At 64.1% G+C, this 18261-nt stretch carries 21 protein-coding genes; 11 read left to right on the forward strand and 10 right to left on the reverse strand.

What is annotated here, in order from left to right; genetic code table 11:
- Positions 1 to 145: 145 nt before the first annotated feature.
- Positions 146 to 916, reverse strand: a complete 771-nt coding sequence (locus L0B83_RS07745; RefSeq protein WP_234757835.1) for an IclR family transcriptional regulator — start codon at positions 914 to 916, stop codon at positions 146 to 148.
- 209 nt (positions 917 to 1125) lie between these two features.
- Between L0B83_RS07745 and L0B83_RS07750 the strand changes: the two genes are divergently transcribed.
- On the forward strand, positions 1126 to 2442 hold the full coding sequence (locus L0B83_RS07750) for an MFS transporter (protein WP_234757836.1): 1317 nt from the start codon (positions 1126 to 1128) through the stop codon (positions 2440 to 2442).
- A 196-nt stretch (positions 2443 to 2638) separates the two neighbouring features.
- The gene (locus L0B83_RS07755) at positions 2639 to 2875 is read left to right on the forward strand and encodes a hypothetical protein (RefSeq protein WP_234757837.1); all 237 of its coding nucleotides are present in this window, start codon (positions 2639 to 2641) and stop codon (positions 2873 to 2875) included.
- 15 nt (positions 2876 to 2890) lie between these two features.
- Here L0B83_RS07755 and L0B83_RS07760 read toward each other — a convergent pair whose 3' ends face one another.
- Genes L0B83_RS07760 through L0B83_RS07770 form a run of 3 tightly spaced genes read right to left on the reverse strand, consistent with a single transcriptional unit; the run spans position 2891 to position 4659 of the window.
- A complete protein-coding gene (locus L0B83_RS07760; protein ID WP_234757838.1) occupies positions 2891 to 3178 on the reverse strand; it encodes a MoaD/ThiS family protein in 288 nt (95 codons plus the stop codon).
- 8 nt (positions 3179 to 3186) lie between these two features.
- Positions 3187 to 4401 (reverse strand): WD40/YVTN/BNR-like repeat-containing protein, encoded by a 1215-nt coding sequence (locus L0B83_RS07765; RefSeq protein WP_234757839.1) that lies wholly within the window; start codon positions 4399 to 4401, stop codon positions 3187 to 3189.
- A 57-nt stretch (positions 4402 to 4458) separates the two neighbouring features.
- Positions 4459 to 4659, reverse strand: a complete 201-nt coding sequence (locus tag L0B83_RS07770; RefSeq protein ID WP_234757840.1) for a hypothetical protein — start codon at positions 4657 to 4659, stop codon at positions 4459 to 4461.
- 376 nt (positions 4660 to 5035) lie between these two features.
- Here L0B83_RS07770 and L0B83_RS07775 point away from each other — a divergent pair, with 376 nt between their 5' ends.
- The 4 genes from L0B83_RS07775 to L0B83_RS07790 all read left to right on the forward strand — a co-directional run bounded on the left by L0B83_RS07775 (position 5036) and on the right by L0B83_RS07790 (position 9507).
- Positions 5036 to 6424, forward strand: a complete 1389-nt coding sequence (locus L0B83_RS07775) for a sensor domain-containing phosphodiesterase (protein ID WP_234757841.1) — start codon at positions 5036 to 5038, stop codon at positions 6422 to 6424.
- Between the two features lie 95 nt (positions 6425 to 6519).
- Complete coding sequence (locus L0B83_RS07780) at positions 6520 to 6867, forward strand: metal-sensitive transcriptional regulator (RefSeq protein ID WP_234757842.1); 348 nt, start codon at positions 6520 to 6522, stop codon at positions 6865 to 6867.
- A 49-nt stretch (positions 6868 to 6916) separates the two neighbouring features.
- A complete protein-coding gene (locus L0B83_RS07785) occupies positions 6917 to 7156 on the forward strand; it encodes a heavy-metal-associated domain-containing protein (protein WP_234757843.1) in 240 nt (79 codons plus the stop codon).
- Positions 7157 to 7164: 8 nt separating this feature from the next.
- Positions 7165 to 9507 (forward strand): heavy metal translocating P-type ATPase, encoded by a 2343-nt coding sequence (locus L0B83_RS07790; protein ID WP_234757844.1) that lies wholly within the window; start codon positions 7165 to 7167, stop codon positions 9505 to 9507.
- A gap of 9 nt (positions 9508 to 9516) precedes the next feature.
- Here the strand turns inward: L0B83_RS07790 and L0B83_RS07795 are convergent, their stop codons facing one another.
- The gene (locus L0B83_RS07795; RefSeq protein ID WP_234757845.1) at positions 9517 to 9789 is read right to left on the reverse strand and encodes a DUF2277 domain-containing protein; all 273 of its coding nucleotides are present in this window, start codon (positions 9787 to 9789) and stop codon (positions 9517 to 9519) included.
- Positions 9790 to 9827: 38 nt separating this feature from the next.
- Positions 9828 to 10859 (reverse strand): EamA family transporter, encoded by a 1032-nt coding sequence (locus L0B83_RS07800; protein WP_234757846.1) that lies wholly within the window; start codon positions 10857 to 10859, stop codon positions 9828 to 9830.
- Between the two features lie 70 nt (positions 10860 to 10929).
- Between L0B83_RS07800 and L0B83_RS07805 the strand changes: the two genes are divergently transcribed.
- Positions 10930 to 11478 (forward strand): CGNR zinc finger domain-containing protein, encoded by a 549-nt coding sequence (locus L0B83_RS07805; RefSeq protein ID WP_234757847.1) that lies wholly within the window; start codon positions 10930 to 10932, stop codon positions 11476 to 11478.
- Between the two features lie 9 nt (positions 11479 to 11487).
- Here L0B83_RS07805 and L0B83_RS07810 read toward each other — a convergent pair whose 3' ends face one another.
- The 3 genes from L0B83_RS07810 to L0B83_RS07820 all read right to left on the reverse strand — a co-directional run bounded on the left by L0B83_RS07810 (position 11488) and on the right by L0B83_RS07820 (position 13798).
- Complete coding sequence (locus L0B83_RS07810; RefSeq protein WP_234757848.1) at positions 11488 to 11823, reverse strand: hypothetical protein; 336 nt, start codon at positions 11821 to 11823, stop codon at positions 11488 to 11490.
- 67 nt (positions 11824 to 11890) lie between these two features.
- Complete coding sequence (locus L0B83_RS07815; protein ID WP_234757849.1) at positions 11891 to 12445, reverse strand: hypothetical protein; 555 nt, start codon at positions 12443 to 12445, stop codon at positions 11891 to 11893.
- A 9-nt stretch (positions 12446 to 12454) separates the two neighbouring features.
- Complete coding sequence (locus tag L0B83_RS07820) at positions 12455 to 13798, reverse strand: MATE family efflux transporter (protein ID WP_234757850.1); 1344 nt, start codon at positions 13796 to 13798, stop codon at positions 12455 to 12457.
- Between the two features lie 92 nt (positions 13799 to 13890).
- Here L0B83_RS07820 and L0B83_RS07825 point away from each other — a divergent pair, with 92 nt between their 5' ends.
- Together L0B83_RS07825 and L0B83_RS07830 are read left to right on the forward strand one after the other, a co-directional pair.
- Positions 13891 to 14859, forward strand: coding sequence for an acyl-CoA thioesterase (locus tag L0B83_RS07825; RefSeq protein WP_234757851.1), 969 nt, complete (start codon positions 13891 to 13893; stop codon positions 14857 to 14859).
- Positions 14860 to 14910: 51 nt separating this feature from the next.
- Positions 14911 to 15243 (forward strand): TfoX/Sxy family protein, encoded by a 333-nt coding sequence (locus tag L0B83_RS07830; RefSeq protein ID WP_234757852.1) that lies wholly within the window; start codon positions 14911 to 14913, stop codon positions 15241 to 15243.
- 32 nt (positions 15244 to 15275) lie between these two features.
- On the opposite strand, the gene dnaB is transcribed toward L0B83_RS07830, so the two are convergent.
- A complete protein-coding gene (dnaB, locus tag L0B83_RS07835; RefSeq protein ID WP_234757853.1) occupies positions 15276 to 16655 on the reverse strand; it encodes a replicative DNA helicase in 1380 nt (459 codons plus the stop codon).
- Positions 16656 to 17281: 626 nt separating this feature from the next.
- Here dnaB and L0B83_RS07840 point away from each other — a divergent pair.
- The gene (locus tag L0B83_RS07840) at positions 17282 to 17677 is read left to right on the forward strand and encodes a hypothetical protein (RefSeq protein WP_234757854.1); all 396 of its coding nucleotides are present in this window, start codon (positions 17282 to 17284) and stop codon (positions 17675 to 17677) included.
- A 3-nt stretch (positions 17678 to 17680) separates the two neighbouring features.
- Positions 17681 to 18256 (forward strand): hypothetical protein, encoded by a 576-nt coding sequence (locus L0B83_RS07845; RefSeq protein ID WP_234757855.1) that lies wholly within the window; start codon positions 17681 to 17683, stop codon positions 18254 to 18256.
- Positions 18257 to 18261: the final 5 nt, after the last annotated feature.

The following is an 18261-nucleotide window of genomic DNA, read 5'->3' on the forward strand; positions in this document are numbered from 1 at the left end:
TGACAACTACACCCACGGCTCAGCCTTCCCTGGATTCCCTCTGGGTACCCAAAGCCTGCTGCTCCGCCGGGCGGTATGAATCAGACTACACAAAAAGTTCATATATTGCACTTGTGTTCTTATCGCGAACAAATGCAAGGTGCTGCTAACGCTGCGGCAAGCGGTCGGCGAGCTCGGATGCGGCACTCTTCAGCAGGGGGACCACGCCGACGAGCTGCTCCACGCTCATTCGGAAAACGGGGACCGCGGTGGCAAGGGAGGCAAAGGCGACTCCCTGGGAATTGAGCACAGGGACCGCAATGGCGCGCATGCCGATCTCGTTCTCTTCGTCCATGAGCGCGTATCCCTGCCGCCGGATTTTCTCGATTTCCAGGCGGAAGGCATCGCGGTCGGTGATGGAGAACTCCGTGAGGGGCTCCAACTCGAGCTCCTCGACCAGTTCCTTCCGCTCCTCGTCGTCCGCGAAGGCCACCAGCGCCTTGCCCACCGCCGTGGTGTGCAGCATTCCAAGATGCCCCGGGTCGCTGGTGACGCGGAACATCTGGGGACCGTCCACCTTGTTCACGGTGAGATGGTGGTGGCCGTCCCGCACCGACAGGATCGTGGCCTCGCCCGTCCCCTCCGTCACGCGCTGCAGGATAGGCCGCGCGGTACCGGCGAAGCCGTGGTGGTTGGAAACCCGCTGGCCGAGCTGGAAGACGCGAAGGCCAAGGTGGTAGCGGCGGCCGTCGGCCTCGTAGTCCACGAATCCGTCGCGGGTCAGGGATCCAAGCAGCCGGTACGTGGTACTGAAGGGCAGTTCGGCTTGGCGGGCGAGCTCGGAAGCGCTCGCTCCCTTCGGCTCGTTGCCCAGCAATACAAGGAGGCCCAAGGCCTTGCCGACCATGTCGGTTTTTGTGTCTTCCTTCACATCCATATCTAAAGATTGCCACATCGTGAGAGCTATATCTAGATCGTGAGTAAAACTCTTGACAAGTGACTGCGCTCACAGCCATTATTGCTATATCGCACAAGTAGCTCTCACAATGTGGCTACAGTGTGAGGCCGCTGCCGGACCAAACAACGACGTTCCAGGTATGCACATTTCAGCCAGATGCGACATCGCCGTCACACAAAAGGAACACCATGAGTCACACGATCCCGTCTACGACGCCGGGCACTGCCACGTCAGGAACGCCGAAGAAGGCTGCCCTCGCCAGCTTCCTCGGCAGCGCCGTCGAGTACTACGACTTCTTCATCTTCGGTTCGGCCGCGGCCTTGATTTTTCCGCACGTCTTCTTCCCCAGCGCAGACGCCAACGCGGCCATCATGTCCTTTGCGACCTTCGGCTTCGCATACGTGGCCCGGCCTGTCGGAGCAGTCATCCTGGGGCACTTCGGCGACCGCATCGGCCGCCAGCGCATCCTGATGTTCACCCTGGTGCTCATGGGCGGTGCGACGTTCATCATCGGATGCCTCCCGGACTTCAAGACCATCGGCTGGTGGGCTCCGGCATTGCTCGTGTTCGCGCGGCTTTGCCAGGGCCTCTCCGCCGCCGGCGAGCAGGCTGGCGCCTCGTCCATGACCTTGGAACACGCACCCGACAACCGTCGCTCCTTCTTCACCTCGTGGACCCTCACGGGCACCCAGGGTGGGCAGATCCTCGCCGCATTGGTCTTCATCCCGGTGGTCGCACTGCCGGACGAGGTCAAGTACGGCATCGGCTGGCGCATCCCGTTCTGGCTTAGCGCCGTCGTCGTGGTCGTGGCGTTCTTCATCCGCCGCTCCCTCCACGAGCCGCCTGCGTTCGCCGAGGCCAAGAAGAACAACCAGATCGCCAAGCTCCCCGTGGCCGACCTCCTCAAGCTGCACTGGGCCGACGTCCTGCGCGTTGTCTGCTGCGCCTTCATCTCTGCGGTGAGCACAGTCTTCGGCACCCTGGCCATCACTTATGCCAAGGACGTTGCCCACGTCAACAGCACCATCACCCTCTGGCTCGTCGTGGCAGCGAACATCGTCGCGCTTGGCACCCAGCCTCTCTTCGGCAAGGCCGCTGACCGGATCGGCCGCAAGCCCGTGTTCATCTACGGTGCGGTATCCAGCGCCATTATGACGCCGGTGTTCCTCTTGACGCTCGAGTCCGGAAACGTACTGCTCATGTTCCTGGTGTCCGTGGTGTACTTCTCCTTCGGCTACGCCGCCGCCAACGCCGTGTGGCCCTCCTTCTACGGCGAAATGTTCAGCACCAAGGTCCGCTTCTCGGGTTTGGCCATCGGCACGCAGCTCGGCTTCCTCATGGCAGGCTTCGCTCCGGCAATCGTCGCCGCGATGGGCGGCACCAAGGCCGGCGGCTGGGTCCAGATCAGCATCTTCACCGGCGTCATCTGCATCATCGCCGCAGTTTCAGCACTGACGGCCCGGGAATCCTTCAAGACCCCGACGGCGGAACTCGGCCTGAAGTAGCAGCACGCCTTCCCCACTCCATCCATTGCTGCGTAAGTGCCGTTTTGACCGCCCAGAACGACACTTGCGCAGCAATGGATTTTTCTTTTCCCGGAACTCTTACCCATACCTAACCAGCGCGAAATCACCCTGCAACATTGGGCGTCCACACTGGAGGAGCCGGCAATTGCTGGCAGCTCCAGCCAGGGAGGCCACCATGTCAAAGGAAGTATCAACCCGCCCCACCAGAATCCGCGCACTCGACCAGCTGCACCGCGGCGACCAGATCGAGGCGCGTCTTTCCGTCGGACCGTCTTATGATGACGTCGTCATCCGCAAGGGCAGCGTCCAGGAAACGGCCCCGGGAATCGGCGTCGTTTGGATCATGGATCAGCTGACGGGCCTGCGCAAGGCCATTAATACCGACGAATGCACAGTCTGGCGAGTGGCCTGACCTGGCCCCGGACCCTCAGCCGCCAGCCACGGACTGGATGATCAAGACCTCCTGGCCGGCCGCAACCTCAGTTTCCAAGCCCTTCAGACGCCGAACCTCCTCGCCGCCCACGTAAATATTCACGAAGCGGCGGAGTGACCCGGTTTCATCGCGGAGCCTCCGGGCCAGCACCGGATAGTCCCCCGTTACAGCATCAAGCAAGCTTTCCACCGTCACAGCTCCGTCGGCGGGCGTAGTCAGGCAGGACTGCCCGCCGGCGAGCGGCTGGAGAACGCTGGGCAAAACCACGGTGATCTCGGCCAAGGTCCGTCCTAGGCAGGCACGGTGGACGCTGCGGCGAAAGCGGCCGATTCGGCTTCCGATAAAGCAGCCGATTCGACGGCCGATTGGACGGCCGCATCGTCGGCCGCGTCGCCGGACGCAACTCCCGGCACAACGGCAGCGCGCACGCACAAGACATCGGGCAGGTGCGAGGCAACTTCGATGAAGGACTCGCCTTCATCGGCGCTTGCATAGACCGAGCCGCCACGTGTTCCGAAATACACCCCGGCCGGCTCGGCAGAATCCACGGCGGCCGCGTCACGGAGCACCGCGTTGTATTCGTGGTCCGGCAATCCCACATCCAATCGCTTCCACGATCCGCCGGCGTCGTCTGTGCGGTGCACCGCGAGGCGGCCATCCGGCGGGATCCGCTCACCGTCGGCCTTGATCGGGACCACCCAGGCGGTGCCCTCGCGCCGGGGGTGCGTAAGCATCACGAAGCCGAAATCTGCGGGCAGACCATCGGCGATGGAGATCCAGTTCTCGCCGTTGTCGTCGGTGCGGTACACGCCATGGTGGTTCTGCGCGTACAACCGGCCTTCGACGGCGGCATCGGCGGCGATCTTGTGTACGCACTGGCCGAACTCCGGATTGGGATCGGGCATGAAATAGGCCGAGATTCCCTTGTTGCGCGCTTCCCAGGAGGCACCGCCGTCGAGCGATCGGTAAACGCCTCCCGTGCTCATGGCGACGTGGACGTTCTCCCCGGAAGGGTTGACCACGATCGAGTGGGCGGCAGCTCCGCCGTAACCCGCTCCCCATTCGCTGCGGTGCGGATGGTCCCACAGGCCGCGGTTCAACTCGAAGTGCTCACCGCCGTCGGTGGATTTCCAGACCGAGATCGGTTCGCACCCCGCCCAGACAACCCCCGGCCGCGACGCGGAGTCCGGGTAGATCTGCCAGATCCGTTCCAGGGCGGCATCGGTGCCCTCGGGGAATTTGATCGCGCCCTGTTCAGGCTCGGTCCAAGTGGCGCCAAGATCATCGGAGTGGGCCACGGTGGGTCCCCAGTGTTCGGAGCGCACGCCCACCAGGATCCGCGGGCTGTCCCCGCGCGTATCGATCCCGATGCTGGGGATCTCGCTCATGAGGAAGTGCGGACCGGAGAGGGACCATTCCTTGCGGTCTGTGCTGCGTGCCAGCCACAGCCCTTTTTTGGTCCCGATCGCCAAGACATAACTCTCTGCGGTAGCCATGCACCCCATGCAACCATCCCGGCGCGGGAGCCGCAACGGTTTAAGAAACCGGTCCGGGAAAGCGCCTCAGTCCACGAACTCGGACTGCGTCTCGATGAAGTCCCAGTCGGCGTCGCTCAGTCCACCGGCCAGCTCCTCAAGGCGCGGGCCGCCGGCATCCGCGATGCACTGCGCAACTTCCGGGGGAAGCTCGGTGGCACGAAGGTTTTCGCGCAGCCATTCTTTGCTCTTGAGGTCTATGTCCAGCCACCACATGAAGATCTCCACGGGGACCACCCCTTCCTGTGCACGTTAACGCTAGGCCGGAGCCCGGTGCTCTACAAGGGGCCGGGGACGTGGTCAAACGCCGGAGGTGCCCGGAATGGCGGGCCGGAAAAACTAAAGTGAAAGTAGTTATCCAGATTGGTAGCGGAGTGCTGTGGGGGCACGTAAGCTATTTGTCAGCAGGAACTCAAGAACCTGCTCCAAAGGCCGCTCCGGAGTGCGTATCCCCCAATAACGCACTCCGGAGCTCTTTGTTTAAGCCTGGCTACCCTCGCTACGGAAAATTCCTGGCGCCCACGGATTTCCAGAGTCGTCAGGAATTTTCCGTAGCGCTGAGTTTTGCGGACGCCCGGTACCGCACTGATGGCACTATTGGGGAATGCCCTTCTTGCGCGTCCGTAGCCTCAAGGTGCCGTCTTCCCGTGAAGGACGCCAACCGGGCCGGCCGGCATCGGGTTCGACCGGTTGGTGGCTCCTGGCAGTCATATTCATCGAGGCTGCAGTCGCCTTGGCCATCCGCCTGCCCATGGCTTTCGGACTGCCACCGTGGCTCGGCATCGATGGCTCAGCCGGATTCCCGGCCTTCCTGGCCCTCCTGATGGTGCCGCTGGTCGTGTTGGCTGCGTGGCGCCTCGTGCGGGAGCAGGAGCGGGAACGAAGCCAGGCGTACCGGACAGCGCGCCTGATGGACACCGTGCTGCATACCAGCGGCGACTGGTTGTGGGCCACTGGTCCCGATGGCCGCTTTACCTTCTGCAGTCCGGCGTGCAAGGACATCACGGGGTACGAACCTTCCGAACTTCTTGGGCGGCACATCACCGGGCTCATCGATCCCGGGGACCTGGCGGACGCTCGTGTGGACTGGAAAGCCAGGGAAAGCGGAGACTCCTCGTGGTCACGGATTGTCACCGTGTGCCGCCGCCGGGACGGTAGCCGCGTCTTGATTGACGTCGCCGGAAGGCCGGTGCGCGACCGGGAGGGCAGGGACTGCGGGTTCGAGGGCACCTGCCGGCTCCTGAATCAAGAGACAGCACGTTCGCACGCGGAAGTCACTGCCCGGGTGCAGGAATTGCTCACTGACGGATCACTCATTACAGCGTTCCAGCCGATCCGGCGGCTGGGGACGGGCTGCGTCATTGGCGTGGAAGCCTTGACGAGGTTCAGCGGTTCGCAAGCGTTGTCCCCGGAGGCGCGTTTCATGGAAGCCGCCTCGATCGGCTTGGATATCGAGCTCGAAATCCTCGCACTGCGGACAGCGCTCACCACCGCGGCCCGGCTCCCGTCAGAGCTGTACATCTCGGCGAATCTCTCACCCCGAGCATGCCTTGACCCTCGGTTGGCAGCCGCCATTGTGGATTCGGCCGTCCCTCCACGACGAATCGTGCTTGAGGTCACCGAACGCCAGGAGGTCGGCGACTACGCGCCGCTCGCCGCAGCGCTGGCACCGTTGCGGCGCGCCGGCCTGAGAATCGCGGTGGACGACGCCGGTGCGGGCTTTGCTTCCATGCGCCACATCCTGCAGCTCAAGCCGGACCTCATCAAGCTCGATCGCGAGATCATCGCAGGAATCGACGGTGATCCGGCGCAGCGGGCCCTCGGAGCCGCGATGGTCGGCTTCGCGTGCGAAATCGGGGCCGTGCTGGTGGCCGAAGGGATCGAGACAGAGGCCGAGCTGGCCGCGGTCACCAAGCTCGGGATGACCGCGGCCCAGGGCTACCTGCTCGGCCGGCCCTCACTCCGACCAGAGGACTGGGTGAGCTGGGGGTAGCGGCCCGACGGCCGGGGCGAGACCTGGGCCGCGTCTTCGGAAAATACCCCCAGGGGGTACTTGATTTATACCCCTAGGGGGTATAACTTGGCTACATGAGCACGCTTGATGTGACCCCGGGCATTGAAGTCGAGGATGGGGCGCACTCCCAACACGGCTACTCCTCCAACAAGGACGCATACTTGCGGCGCCTCAAGCGGATCGAGGGCCAAGTACGCGGCATTGCGCGCATGGTCGAAGAGGACAAATACTGCATCGACATCCTCACGCAAGTCGCGGCCGTCACGAAAGCCCTGCATGCTGTGAGCCTCGGGCTCGTAGAGGAACACATCGGGCACTGCGTCGTCGGAGCTGCATCGGAGTCCGATCCCGAAGTGCGCGCGGAGCAAATCGACATAAAAGTCAAGGAGGCCGCCGATGCCATCGGGCGCCTGCTGCGGTAACCCCGCAAGCACTCACCACACCATTCAACTCACCACCAAGGAGCACACCATGGGCCACAGCGCCACCATCCAGACGAACGTCAGCGTTTCCGGCATGACGTGCGGGCACTGCGTTTCCGCGGTCAGCGAGGAAATCGAGTCCTTGGCGGGGGTGGAGAATGTCGAGATCGACCTGAATGCCGGGGGAATCTCCGCCGTCACCATCACCTCCACCCGGGAATTGTCGCCGTCCGAAATCGGCGAAGCGGTCGCCGAAGCCGGCTACCTGGTAGTCGCCAGCGAGGCTTAGGGACCAACGTGAGTAATCACGAACTCCTCCATCAAACGGGCACCCGCATCATCGAGCTCGACATCGAGGGCATGACGTGCGCCTCCTGCGTGGCCCGCGTGGAACGCAAACTGGGCAAGCTCGACGGCGTGGAAGCTTCCGTCAACCTGCCCCTCGAATCAGCCCGGCTCAGGGTCCCGGACAGCGTGACAGACCAGCAAATCGTGGACACAGTGAACGCAACGGGCTACAAGGCCCGGATCCGCGAAACGAGCCCACGTCCGCCCGAGCCCCACACGCACGGCGAGCACGGCGAGCACGGCGAGCACGGCGAGCACGGCGAGCACGGCGGGCACCCGCATGAAGACCACATGTCCCACGGCCCTGCAGCGTCAACGTTGCGGCCGCGCCTGATCGTCGCCGCCATCCTGACCGTCCCCGTTTTCGCGATCTCGATGGTCCCGGCATTTCAGTTCCCGCATTGGGGCTGGGTCGCCGGGCTGCTGGCCCTCCCCGTGGTGACCTGGGCCGCCTGGCCCTTCCACCGGGCCGCCGCCGTCAATGCGCGGCATCTCGCCTCGACCATGGACACGCTCGTCTCCATTGGTGTCCTGGCCGCGTACCTCTACTCCGCGTGGCAGCTCTTTGCCAACCCCCTGCTCACGGAACACCCTGGTATGGAATCCCCAGGTGGCATGGGCGGTGCGCTGTACTTCGAAGTTGCTGCCGTGGTCACCACGTTCTTGCTTCTGGGCCGTTTCCTGGAGGCCAATGCCAAGGCGAAAGCCGGCGATGCCCTCAAGGCCCTGCTGAATCTCGGAGCCAAGGACGCAACGGTGCTCCGGGACGGCGTCGAGCACAAGATCCCGGCCGGCCAACTCGTGGCCGGGGACGTCTTCGTTGTTCGGCCCGGAGAGAAGATCGCCACTGATGGCCTGGTGACGGACGGTTCCTCGGCCGTGGATGCCTCTTTGGTCACCGGTGAATCCGTTCCTGTGGAGGTCGGGCCGGGAAGCCAGGTCACGGGAGCCACCATCAATACTTCCGGCCGTTTGCTGGTCCGCGCCACGCGCGTCGGGTCCGAGACCACACTGGCGCAAATGGGGCGGCTGGTCAGCGAGGCGCAGACGGGCAAAGCCCCGATCGCGCGGCTTGCCGATCGCATCAGCGCCGTGTTCGTCCCGGTGGTGCTGGGCATCGCCGTCGTTACCTTCGTCCTTTGGCTCGCGTTGGGCGGGGACCTCAATGCCTCGTTCACGGCGGCCGTCGCAGTCCTGGTGATTGCCTGCCCGTGTGCGCTGGGGCTCGCGACGCCGGTGGGCCTCCTGACCGGAACGGGCCGCGGCGCACAGCTGGGCATCCTCATCAAGGGCCCGCAGGTCCTCGAGGACACACGCACCGTGGACGCCATCCTGTTGGACAAGACCGGCACCGTCACCAGCGGCAAGCTCGCCGTACGGCACACCCTGGCTTTGAACGGCCACTCCCCTGCCGATGTATTGTCCCTCGCCGGCGCGGTCGAGGCTGCGTCGGAGCACCCCATCGCCCACGCGATCGCGGCTGCCGCCAAGTCCGCACTGCCCGACGCCGGTTCGCTCCCGGGCGTGAAGGACTTCCTTTCCGCCCCGGGCGGCGGAGTCCGGGGGACTGTTGCGCTAAACGGAACCGGCCCGGGGCAAACGGTCGTGGCCGGCAGGACCACCTGGTTGGAAGAGAACGGCATTTTCCCTGGCGATGAACAGCGCAGGGCACTGGCCACGGAGGAAGCCAGCGGCTCCACGGCCATCTGGGTTGCCGTGGACGGGAAACCCGCAGGAATCGTCACCCTCGGCGACACTGTCAAACCGGGTTCGGCCGCAGCGATCGCGAAACTCAAGGAACTCGGGATCCGCCCTCTGCTGCTGACTGGAGACAACGCCGCCGTCGCCGCCCAAGTGGCCACCGCCGTCGGGATCGCCCCGGAGGATGTCTTCGCCGGGGTCCTGCCCCAAGGCAAAGTGGACGCGGTACGGAAGCTTCAATCCCAGGGGTCTACTGTGGCGATGGCCGGGGACGGGGTCAACGACGCCGCGGCGCTGGCACAGGCTGACCTTGGCATCGCCATGGGATCGGGAACCGACGTAGCCATCGAGGCCTCGGATCTGACCGTGATGGGCAGCGACCTCGGCCAGTTGGTGCAAGCCATCGAGCTGTCCCGGAAGACCCTCGGCACCATCAAGACGAACTTGTTCTGGGCGTTCTTCTACAACGCCATCGGTATCCCCGTGGCAGCCCTCGGATTGCTCAACCCGATGATCGCCGGCGCGGCCATGGCGGCGAGCTCGGTCCTGGTGGTCGCGAACTCGCTTCGGCTGCGTTCCTTCGCCAAGTAGGGCCTTGTTTCAGGCAGTTCCGAAACGAACGGCCGCGCGGGCCCGGGCTTTGGCCGCCTCCTCGTCGCGGTTGCGTGCCGGCGCATGGGTCACGAGGGAATCGAGCAGATGCTGGGTAGCATGCGCAATCTCATGGACAGCTTGGGCGAAGGCCTCTTCGTTGGCCTTGGACGGTTTGGTGGTGCCGCTGATCTTGCGCACGTACTGCAATGCTGCGGCTTCCACCTCCGCCGAGGTGGCTCGTGGCTCAAAGTTGTGGAGGGTGTGAATGTTCCGGCACATATCACCATGCTAGGCCCGGCGGCCGCGCACGTCGCGGTCTAGGGCACCTTCTCCGAAGGGACCGGCTCGACGTCGTTCGCGTGGTCAAGTTCCAGGGCCGCGCCGCCCATGCCGGACTCCATGCCAACACGCTTGTCCGCGCGCAGCTCGTCGATCCGAACCAGGACCACCCCGCACACGATAAGTACACCGCCTATTAGCTGGATGGGGCCGGGCAATTCGGCGAGCAACAGCCACGCCCAAACCACCGCGAAGAGCACTTCGGTGAGTGAGACGAAAGAGGCCACCTTGGAACCGAGGCTTCGGGCCGCCATGATTCCAGTGACGTAGGATAGCACGGTGGACAGGATGACCAGGCCGGCGACCGAGACCCACCACGGCGTGGTCCACGGCCCCAGTTGCGTGTCCGAGACGGAGAAAGTCATGGCCAGCAGACCGGACCCGCCCGCTATCCAGATAAGGAGTGAGCCGGCCATGAGTCCGCCGGCAGCCAGCACGATGGGCGGCAGCGTATCGTTCTGCTTTGCTGTGATGAAGAAGTAGATGACAAGGCAGACAGCCGCCGCTATGCCCCAAAGGACGCCAACGAAGTCCACCTTCACGGAGCCGGTGAGATCGAGCACCAGGACCAGTCCGCCTAGGGAAAGCAGCGTTCCACCTGCCGTGAGAGCCCGGGGGCGGCGTCGGCTTGAGGCCCACAGCCACAGGACGATCATGGTCGGCGCGAGGTATTCGAGCAGGAGGGCGACGCCGACGGAAAGCCGGGACACCGCGTTGAAATAGAAAAGCTGGCAGCCCGCAACACCGATCAGCCCGAACAACAGGATGGTGAGCCAGTTTTCCTTGAGCTGGTGCCAACGGCCGCGCAGCGCGACGACCGCCGGGATCACCAAAACCAGTGAGGCACCGCTCAATCGGATGGCGACAGCCGCGCCCGGTGTCCATCCGGTTTCCAGGAGCGACTTCGCGAACGAGCCGGACAAGCCAAAAACGGCTGAGGAAAAGAGCGCGAGCCCCAGGCCCGAGGCCATGAAGCCGCCAGCCCCCGCCCGGTTTGTTGCAGCCGACACAGCAATCTCCTGTCAGGAGTAAAATGGGTTACGCTGCTGACACTACTCCCGAGAGATGTAAGGAGTCAAAGTGCTTTTTGCACCTGACACTGAGGTGGCGCTCCGAAGCGTGGTCAATTTGATCAATACGGCTGCCAACGGCACTGAATCCCTCACGAGTGCCGCCGCGCTCCACGCTTTCCTCGACGCGGAAGAATTCACGGGAACCAGGGAAGGAACCGAGGCGGAATTGGCCAGCGTGAAGCGCCTGCGGAGTCAGTTGGCCTCGCTCTGGACGGCCGATGAGGACGCAGCCGCACAGGCCGTCAATAAACTCCTCAGCGACGCACGCGCACTCCCCCAACTCGTCAAGCACGACCATTGGGACTGGCACTTGCACGCCACTACGCCTGAAGCCCCCCTCGCCGTTCGGATGGGCACGGAGGCGGCGATGGCACTCGTGGACGTCATCCGCAGCAAGGAAATGGACCGCCTGCGGGTGTGCGCTGCAGAGGATTGCGACGCGGTCGTGTTGGACTTGAGCCGCAACCGTTCCAAGCTCTATTGCGACACGGGCAATTGCGCGAATCGAACCCATGTGGCCGCTTACCGGGCACGGAAGGCTTCAGGTACGGAATGAGCTAACGGCCTAGTCGGCGTCGGGGGCTTCCGTTTCATCGGGGCGCGGGGCTGCCTGGCCGGGCTTCCGGGAACTCAGGTTCACGCCGGAGCCCTTGCCCAGGTGCTCGGCGTTTTCCTTGTGGCTCATGGAAAGCATCGCGGCGAGGACAAGGCTCACGATGAACGCGATGCCGGCGCCGGTGAAGGCGAGGTCAAAGCGCGGAGCGCGGGCGCTGCCGCCGGAGCCGAAAATGAGCACGGCGAAAAAGACCACGACACCCCAGAACGCGGAGAACATCAGCGGTCCCTTAACCGAGGTCCGCATCTTGCGCGGCTCTCCTGGTTTCTGGTCAGCCAAGGTCATTCCTCCAATGTGGGTGGTGGCGCCGGTCGCGCCGTGAGAGTTCTACGAAGGGTAGAACGTACAACTACTAGTTTACGGCCTCAGCGGAGGCGGTTCGCCCATCGTGCCGCAGGCTCAGCCCGGAAAGTACCCACAAGACTCCCGATATGATGGCGCCACCGCCCGCAACACCAAGGAGCGCGTGCGCGCCAAGGCTGATGAAGAACGGCAACGCAGCGGCGGTGCCGATCGCCACCACACCGGAAATGATCCAGTCGCGGGCAAGCACGTGACGTCCGCGCTGCCGGAATCCGCGGACCAGTTCAAACACTCCGAGAACCAACAAGCCAACAAGCGCTGAAACGCCCACCCCGGTGTCGGACTGCGTCAGCAAGGCACCCACACCTGCAAGGCCGACGACGGTGGCCGCAGCCGCCGGAACACTCGACGCGCGGAACGCTGCTCCCGCGGTTGCGAGCAGGTAGAGTCCGCTGCCCCAGGCGAGAACGTGAACGGACGGCGAGCCCCAAAAGACCGTCACGGCTCCAAACACCAGCGCAACACAGGCGCGGAGAAGTACGGGCTTCCAGAGCGCGGCTGCCGCGGGCGTGGATGAAGTCGCTGAAGAGGCGGGGAGAGTCACCAGTCCAGTTTAGTGCGAACCGAGCACCATCCATTTGTCGGAGCGGGCGCGCAGCCCAAGAGTTACTCCGCGGGCCAGCATGTAGCCAAGCGCGAACGCTACCCAGAGCCACACGAGCCCCGCGCTTCCGCCTGGCCTGGCCAGGTGGACGGCCGCCAGCAGCGGCAGGTATACAGCGAGGTTCACGACGCCGGCAATCGCCAGGTAGCGGGCGTCGCCCGCGCCGATCAGGACACCGTCGAGGACGAAGACGTATCCGGCGAGGGGCTGCCCGACGGCGAGTACCCACAGTGCCGCGGTGAGCGCGGACTGCACTCCGGCGTCGGAGGTGAAGAGGATGCCCGCCCACGGAGCGGCTGCTGCGAGGACCACCCCGGTCACCACGCCGAAACCGACGCCCCAGCGGATCATCGTGCGGGTGAGATCGCGTGCCCGGGCCGGACGGGAGGCTCCAAGTTCTTTGCCGATGAGGGCCTGCGCAGCAATCGCGAGGGCGTCCAGGGCGAAGGCGAGGAAGGAGAAGATGGTCATCGCCAGCTGGTGCGCCGCGAGGTTCACGGACCCTTGGGACGTGGCCACCAAGACCGTGGCCAGGATGGCCAGGCGCAGGCTGAGGGTGCGGAGCATGAGCCATGAACCCACCGTTGTCATTGTGCGGATTCCGCGCCAGTCCGGGCGCAGTGAAACGTCGTGGCGGCGCGCGTTCCGTCCCACCATCACCAAATAGACGGCGGCCATGGCCCACTGGGCGATGCTGGTGCCGATGGCTGATCCCGCAACAGACAAATGCAGGCCGTAGACAAGGAACCAATTCAGGGCGATGTTGACAGCGAATCCGGCCGTTGCGACCACCAAGGGGGTGCGCGTGTCCTGCAGTCCGCGCAACACGCCCGTGCCGGCAAAGATCAGGAGCATCGCAACAAGCCCCGGCATCGACCAGCGCAAGTACTCGACGGCGTAGGCCCGCACCTCGCCGCCCGCACCGAAAAGACTGACCAGCGGCTCAGCAGCGAGGAACCCGGCCACAGCGAGGACAGTACCCAGCAACAAGGCCAGCCAGACGCCGTCGCGCCCTGCAGAGAGCGCTTTGGCGAGCTTTCCGTCGCCAATGGCCCGGGCCACCGCAGGAGTGGTCGAATATGCCAGGAAGACCATAAGTCCCACCGCGGTGTAAAGCAGCGTGGAGGCCAGCCCTACGCCGGCCAGCTGTGGGACGCCAAGGTGCCCCACAATGGCGGAGTCGGCCAGGAGGAAGAGTGGTTCGGCAATGAGTGCCCCGAAGGCGGGGATGGCCAGCCGCAGGATCTCGCGGGCAGTGGAATGCGCGGTGGGACGGGTCACTGTTTCAGGCACTTTCCCAGAGTAGCCGGGGGCGCCGACACTGCCGACCCCGGTCCGCCCGTCATACAACGCGCCCGGGTCCGCGCCGTCGATACACTCACGTCATGAGCGAGCTCCCCTCCCACTCCGTCACCCTGCGGTTCCTTGCTTCTCCCACCGACGTCGGACACAGCGGGTCCGTCGACGCCGGCACGGTCCTGGAGTGGGTGGACAAAGCCGCCTACGCGGCAGCTGTTGGCTGGGCGAAGTCCTATTGCGTCACGGCATACGTGGGCAACATCCATTTCGCCGACCCGGTCAACAGCGGAGACATGGTCGAGGTCGAAGCGACCATCGTCTATACGGGCCGCTCTTCCATGCATATCCGGACCACCGTGTCCTCCGGCGACCCCAAGGGGGGCCCGGCAACGATGCGCAGCCAGTGCCTGGTGATCTTCGTCGCCGTCGGCCCCGACGGCCGCCCGGTTCCAGTCCCCCAGTTCGAACCCTCGACGCCGGAGGAGACCGAGCAGCGCGACAACGCACTCGCGCGGATCGCCGTGCGGGAGAAAATCGTCGAAGCCATGAACGCACAGGAATATACCGACGCCGGCACTGCCGAACGCGTTGTCCTCCGCTTCATGGCCGCCCCCACGGACGTCAACTGGGGTGGAAAGGTCCACGGCGGCATTGTCATGAAGTGGATCGACGAGGCCGCCTACGTCTGCGCTTCCCGGTATTGCGGCAAGGACACCGTGGCAGTGTTCTCCGGGGGAGTGCGCTTCTACCGCCCACTCTTGATCGGCGATGTGGTGGAAGTAGAAGCCCGGCTCGTCTACACGGGCCACAAGGGCATGCATATTGCTGTGCACGTGCGCTCCGGTAACCCGAAGAGCCGTGAGATGAACCTGACAACGTACTGCCTCACGGTCATGGTTGCACGCGATGAGACCGGCACGTCTGTTCCAATCCCGCCCTGGGTGCCGGTCTCGGACGAGGACCGGCGCCTTCACGCACACGCCCGCGAACTGCTGGAGATCCGTGGGCGGGCCCCCGGAAACCGGATGCCGGATCATTTGCTCAACGGCGCGTAGGCGTTCCGCAAGGGTCTGGCGCCGCGACGTCCGAGGCGGGAAGATGTCCTCATGTTGGCTGAGGAACGGTTCAACGTGCTCATCGACGAATTCAGGACTGTCCCGGGCGTGAGCGTTCCGGGCGAACCGGGACAGCGCGGATTCGGTTCGTCCGCACTGAAAGTCAACGGCTCGATTTTCGCGATGGTCTCCGGAGGCAGGCTCGTTGTGAAACTGCCGCACGATCGCGTCAGCACCCTGATCAGCAACGGCACCGGTGCGCCGTTCGACGCCGGCAAGGGCCGTCCAATGAAGGAGTGGCTTACCGTCACGGCCGAGGACCAGGATTCGTGGTTGGCCCTTGCCCGTGAGGCCCTGGACTTCGTGGGTGCTGCGCGCCATTGAGCACGATGCCGTGAAGGTTTGCCCAGCGGAAGCTAGAACCCGCCGCCGGTCTCGCCCGCCATGTTCGCGAAACGGGAGTAGTGGCCCTGGAAGGCGACCACAATGTCCTTGGTGGGACCGTTACGGTGCTTGGCGATGAGGATGTCGGCCTCGCCGGCGCGGGGGGATTCCTTGTCGTAAACGTCCTCGCGGTGGAGCAGGATGACCATGTCGGCATCCTGCTCGATGGAGCCCGATTCACGGAGGTCCGAAACCATGGGCCGCTTGTCCTGGCGCTGTTCGGATCCACGGTTGAGCTGGGAGAGCGCGATGACCGGAACCTGGAGCTCCTTGGCCAACAGCTTGAGCGCACGCGAGAACTCGGAAACTTCCTGCTGGCGGGATTCCACCTTCTTGCCGGAGCTCATGAGCTGGAGGTAGTCAAGGATCACCAGCTTGAGGTCGTGCTGTTGCTTCAGGCGACGGCACTTGGCCCTGATTTCCATCAGGGACATATTGGGGCTGTCATCAATGAAAAGCGGGGCATCGTTCATGCGGCCCATCGTGGTGGCAATCTTGGACCACTGCTCGTCCTTGATAGTGCCTTTGCGCAGGTCCTGCAGACCAATGGTGGCTTCCGCGGACAGCAGGCGCATCGCGATTTCGTTGCGTCCCATTTCCAGGGAGAACATCACGGTGGCGAGGTTGTTCTTGATGGCAGCGGACCGGGCGAAGTCGAGCGCGAACGTGGACTTACCGACGGCGGGGCGCGCGGCGATGACGATCATCTGGCCCGGGTGAAGACCGTGGGTGAGCTCATCGAGTTCGTAGAACCCGGTGGGTACGCCCGTCATGCCCTCCCCGCGGTGGCCGGACGCCTCAATCTCGTCAACGGTGGATTCCATGACGTCCTTGAGCGCCACGTAGTCTTCCGCAGTGCGGCGTTCAGCCACGGCATAGATCTCGGCCTGCGCCTGGTTGACGAGGTCTTCGACCTCCCCATCCTGGCCGTAGCCCATCTGGACGATCTTGGTGCCGGCGTTCACGAGCCGGCGCAGGACGGCCCGCTCCGCAACGATCTCGGCATAGTAGCCCGCGTTGGCCGCCGTGGGTACGGTCTGGATCAGCTCGTGCAGGTAGGCAGGGCCGCCGATCCGGTTGATCTCGCCCCGCTTGGTGAGCTCATCGGACACCGTGACGGCATCGGCAGGCTCGCCCCGGCCGTAGAGGTCGATGATGGACTCGTAAATGGTCTCGTGGGCGGGACGGTAAAAGTCATGGCCGCGGACAATTTCCACGACGTCGGCAATGGCATCTTTGGACAGCATCATGCCGCCGAGAACGGATTGCTCAGCAGGGATGTCCTGGGGAGGCCTGCGGCTGGCGTCCGAGGTCCGGCCGCCCTCGATCGAATCCAAGTGCGTAACTGACAAAGCCGTCCTCCATTGTGTACCGCGGCAGATAACTGTTCCCCGGCGATGCTGGCCAATGCCCCGGTGTGGGTTGCTCCGACCGCGCCGTTTATGCCGGCTGGTCCAAAGTGTCCCTTAAGGCACTGACAATTCTGGTTGCCCGGGTTTCCACAACTTATCCACAGACTGGTCCGGGAGCGCGCTGCTTTTGAACGGCACCAAGGCGCCGTCCACAAGAAACCGGGTTTTCCACGTACCTAAAGCAGGTACTCAGACACGTTAGCCCTGCTTTTCGCAGGCACCAAGCCGGGCCTGTGGATAAAGTGTGGAATACATACCCCTGCTTGTGCACAGACTGTGCAAGACCCTGTGGAAAGAGAAATTCTTCCTCCGAAAAAAGGCCTCTGAACTGGGAAAACACCCAGTGCGCCATGTGGATGAAAAGTATTTTTACCCCCGGGTCATCCACAGGCCAATTCGCTCAATCCGGTCCCACGGCCCATGCGCGACGGTCCAAAGGCGGGTGAATATGCCAGGAATGTGATACTCGCCACAATCATGCTCCGAATTTGACAGCCGGCTCTCAGAAGCTATGCCGAAGCGGGAATATGCTGTGGATAACCCCCGTTCTGACATAAGCTCTAGGTATGGGTTTCACCATTGGGGATGCACTGCTGGTCGCAATGCCCGTTATCATCCTTGTGGCTGTGCTTTGGGCCCTGGCGGCGGCGTTAAAGCCGCGCAATCCGGGGCTATCCGATGCCGAACGCTATCAACGGGAGCTTGCTGCCCGCTCGGCGGCGCATCAGGCCAGCCAAGTGCAGGCCGCAACTGCGGCAAGGGCCCGCACCGAGACGTCCACATGGCCCGGCCAGGCCGCCTACAACGGTCCCATCCTCCCCAACGGGCAATTGAATCCACAGCTCGCCCTGCAGTTGCAGGGCATGGTCCGCAGCGGGCAGAAGATTCAGGCCATCAAGCTCCTGCGCAAGAGCACCCACTCGGACTTATTGACCGCCAAGAACTACATAGATCGGCTTTAGCGCATGTCATCCCTACTCGTTCCGGTCTTGATCCTGGCGGCCGTCGTCATCGGCGTGCTGCTGGTGAGCCGCGTGCTCTCGCGCCGCGCAGCGGAACTCCGCGACAATGCGGCCACAAGCAACGCTGCGGTGAACCCAGTCGAGCTGGCCCGCGAGGCCGCCGCGAAGCTCAGCGAGGATCAACACCGGCAGCTGTATTCCCTGATCGCCCAGGGTCAAGCCATGGCGGCCATCAAGCTGTACCTCAGCGCCACCGGAGAGGGCCTGCGCGCCTCACGGGACGCCGTTGGCGCCCTCGCCGCGCACCCGCAGCCCTTCCGCAGGCCCGAGCCCGCCCCGCAGGAACTCATGCCCGACGACGACGAGCCCGAGCGTTTCCCGTACCGGTACAGGGCAATCGTCAGCAAGGGTGATGTCACGCGCGAAGTGAGCAGCAATTTGCTCAACGACGAGATCTACGGCCGGATCCGCACCCTGGCCAAGAGTGGCGACATCGAAGGCGCGGCGTTGGCCCTGACTAAACATTCCGATATCAGCATGAAGCAGGCCAGGGAATTCATCGAGCTGCTGGAGGACTAGGACCT

The organism is Arthrobacter alkaliphilus, from assembly GCF_021483235.1.
GTDB classification, from domain to species: Bacteria; Actinomycetota; Actinomycetes; order Actinomycetales; family Micrococcaceae; genus Arthrobacter; species Arthrobacter alkaliphilus.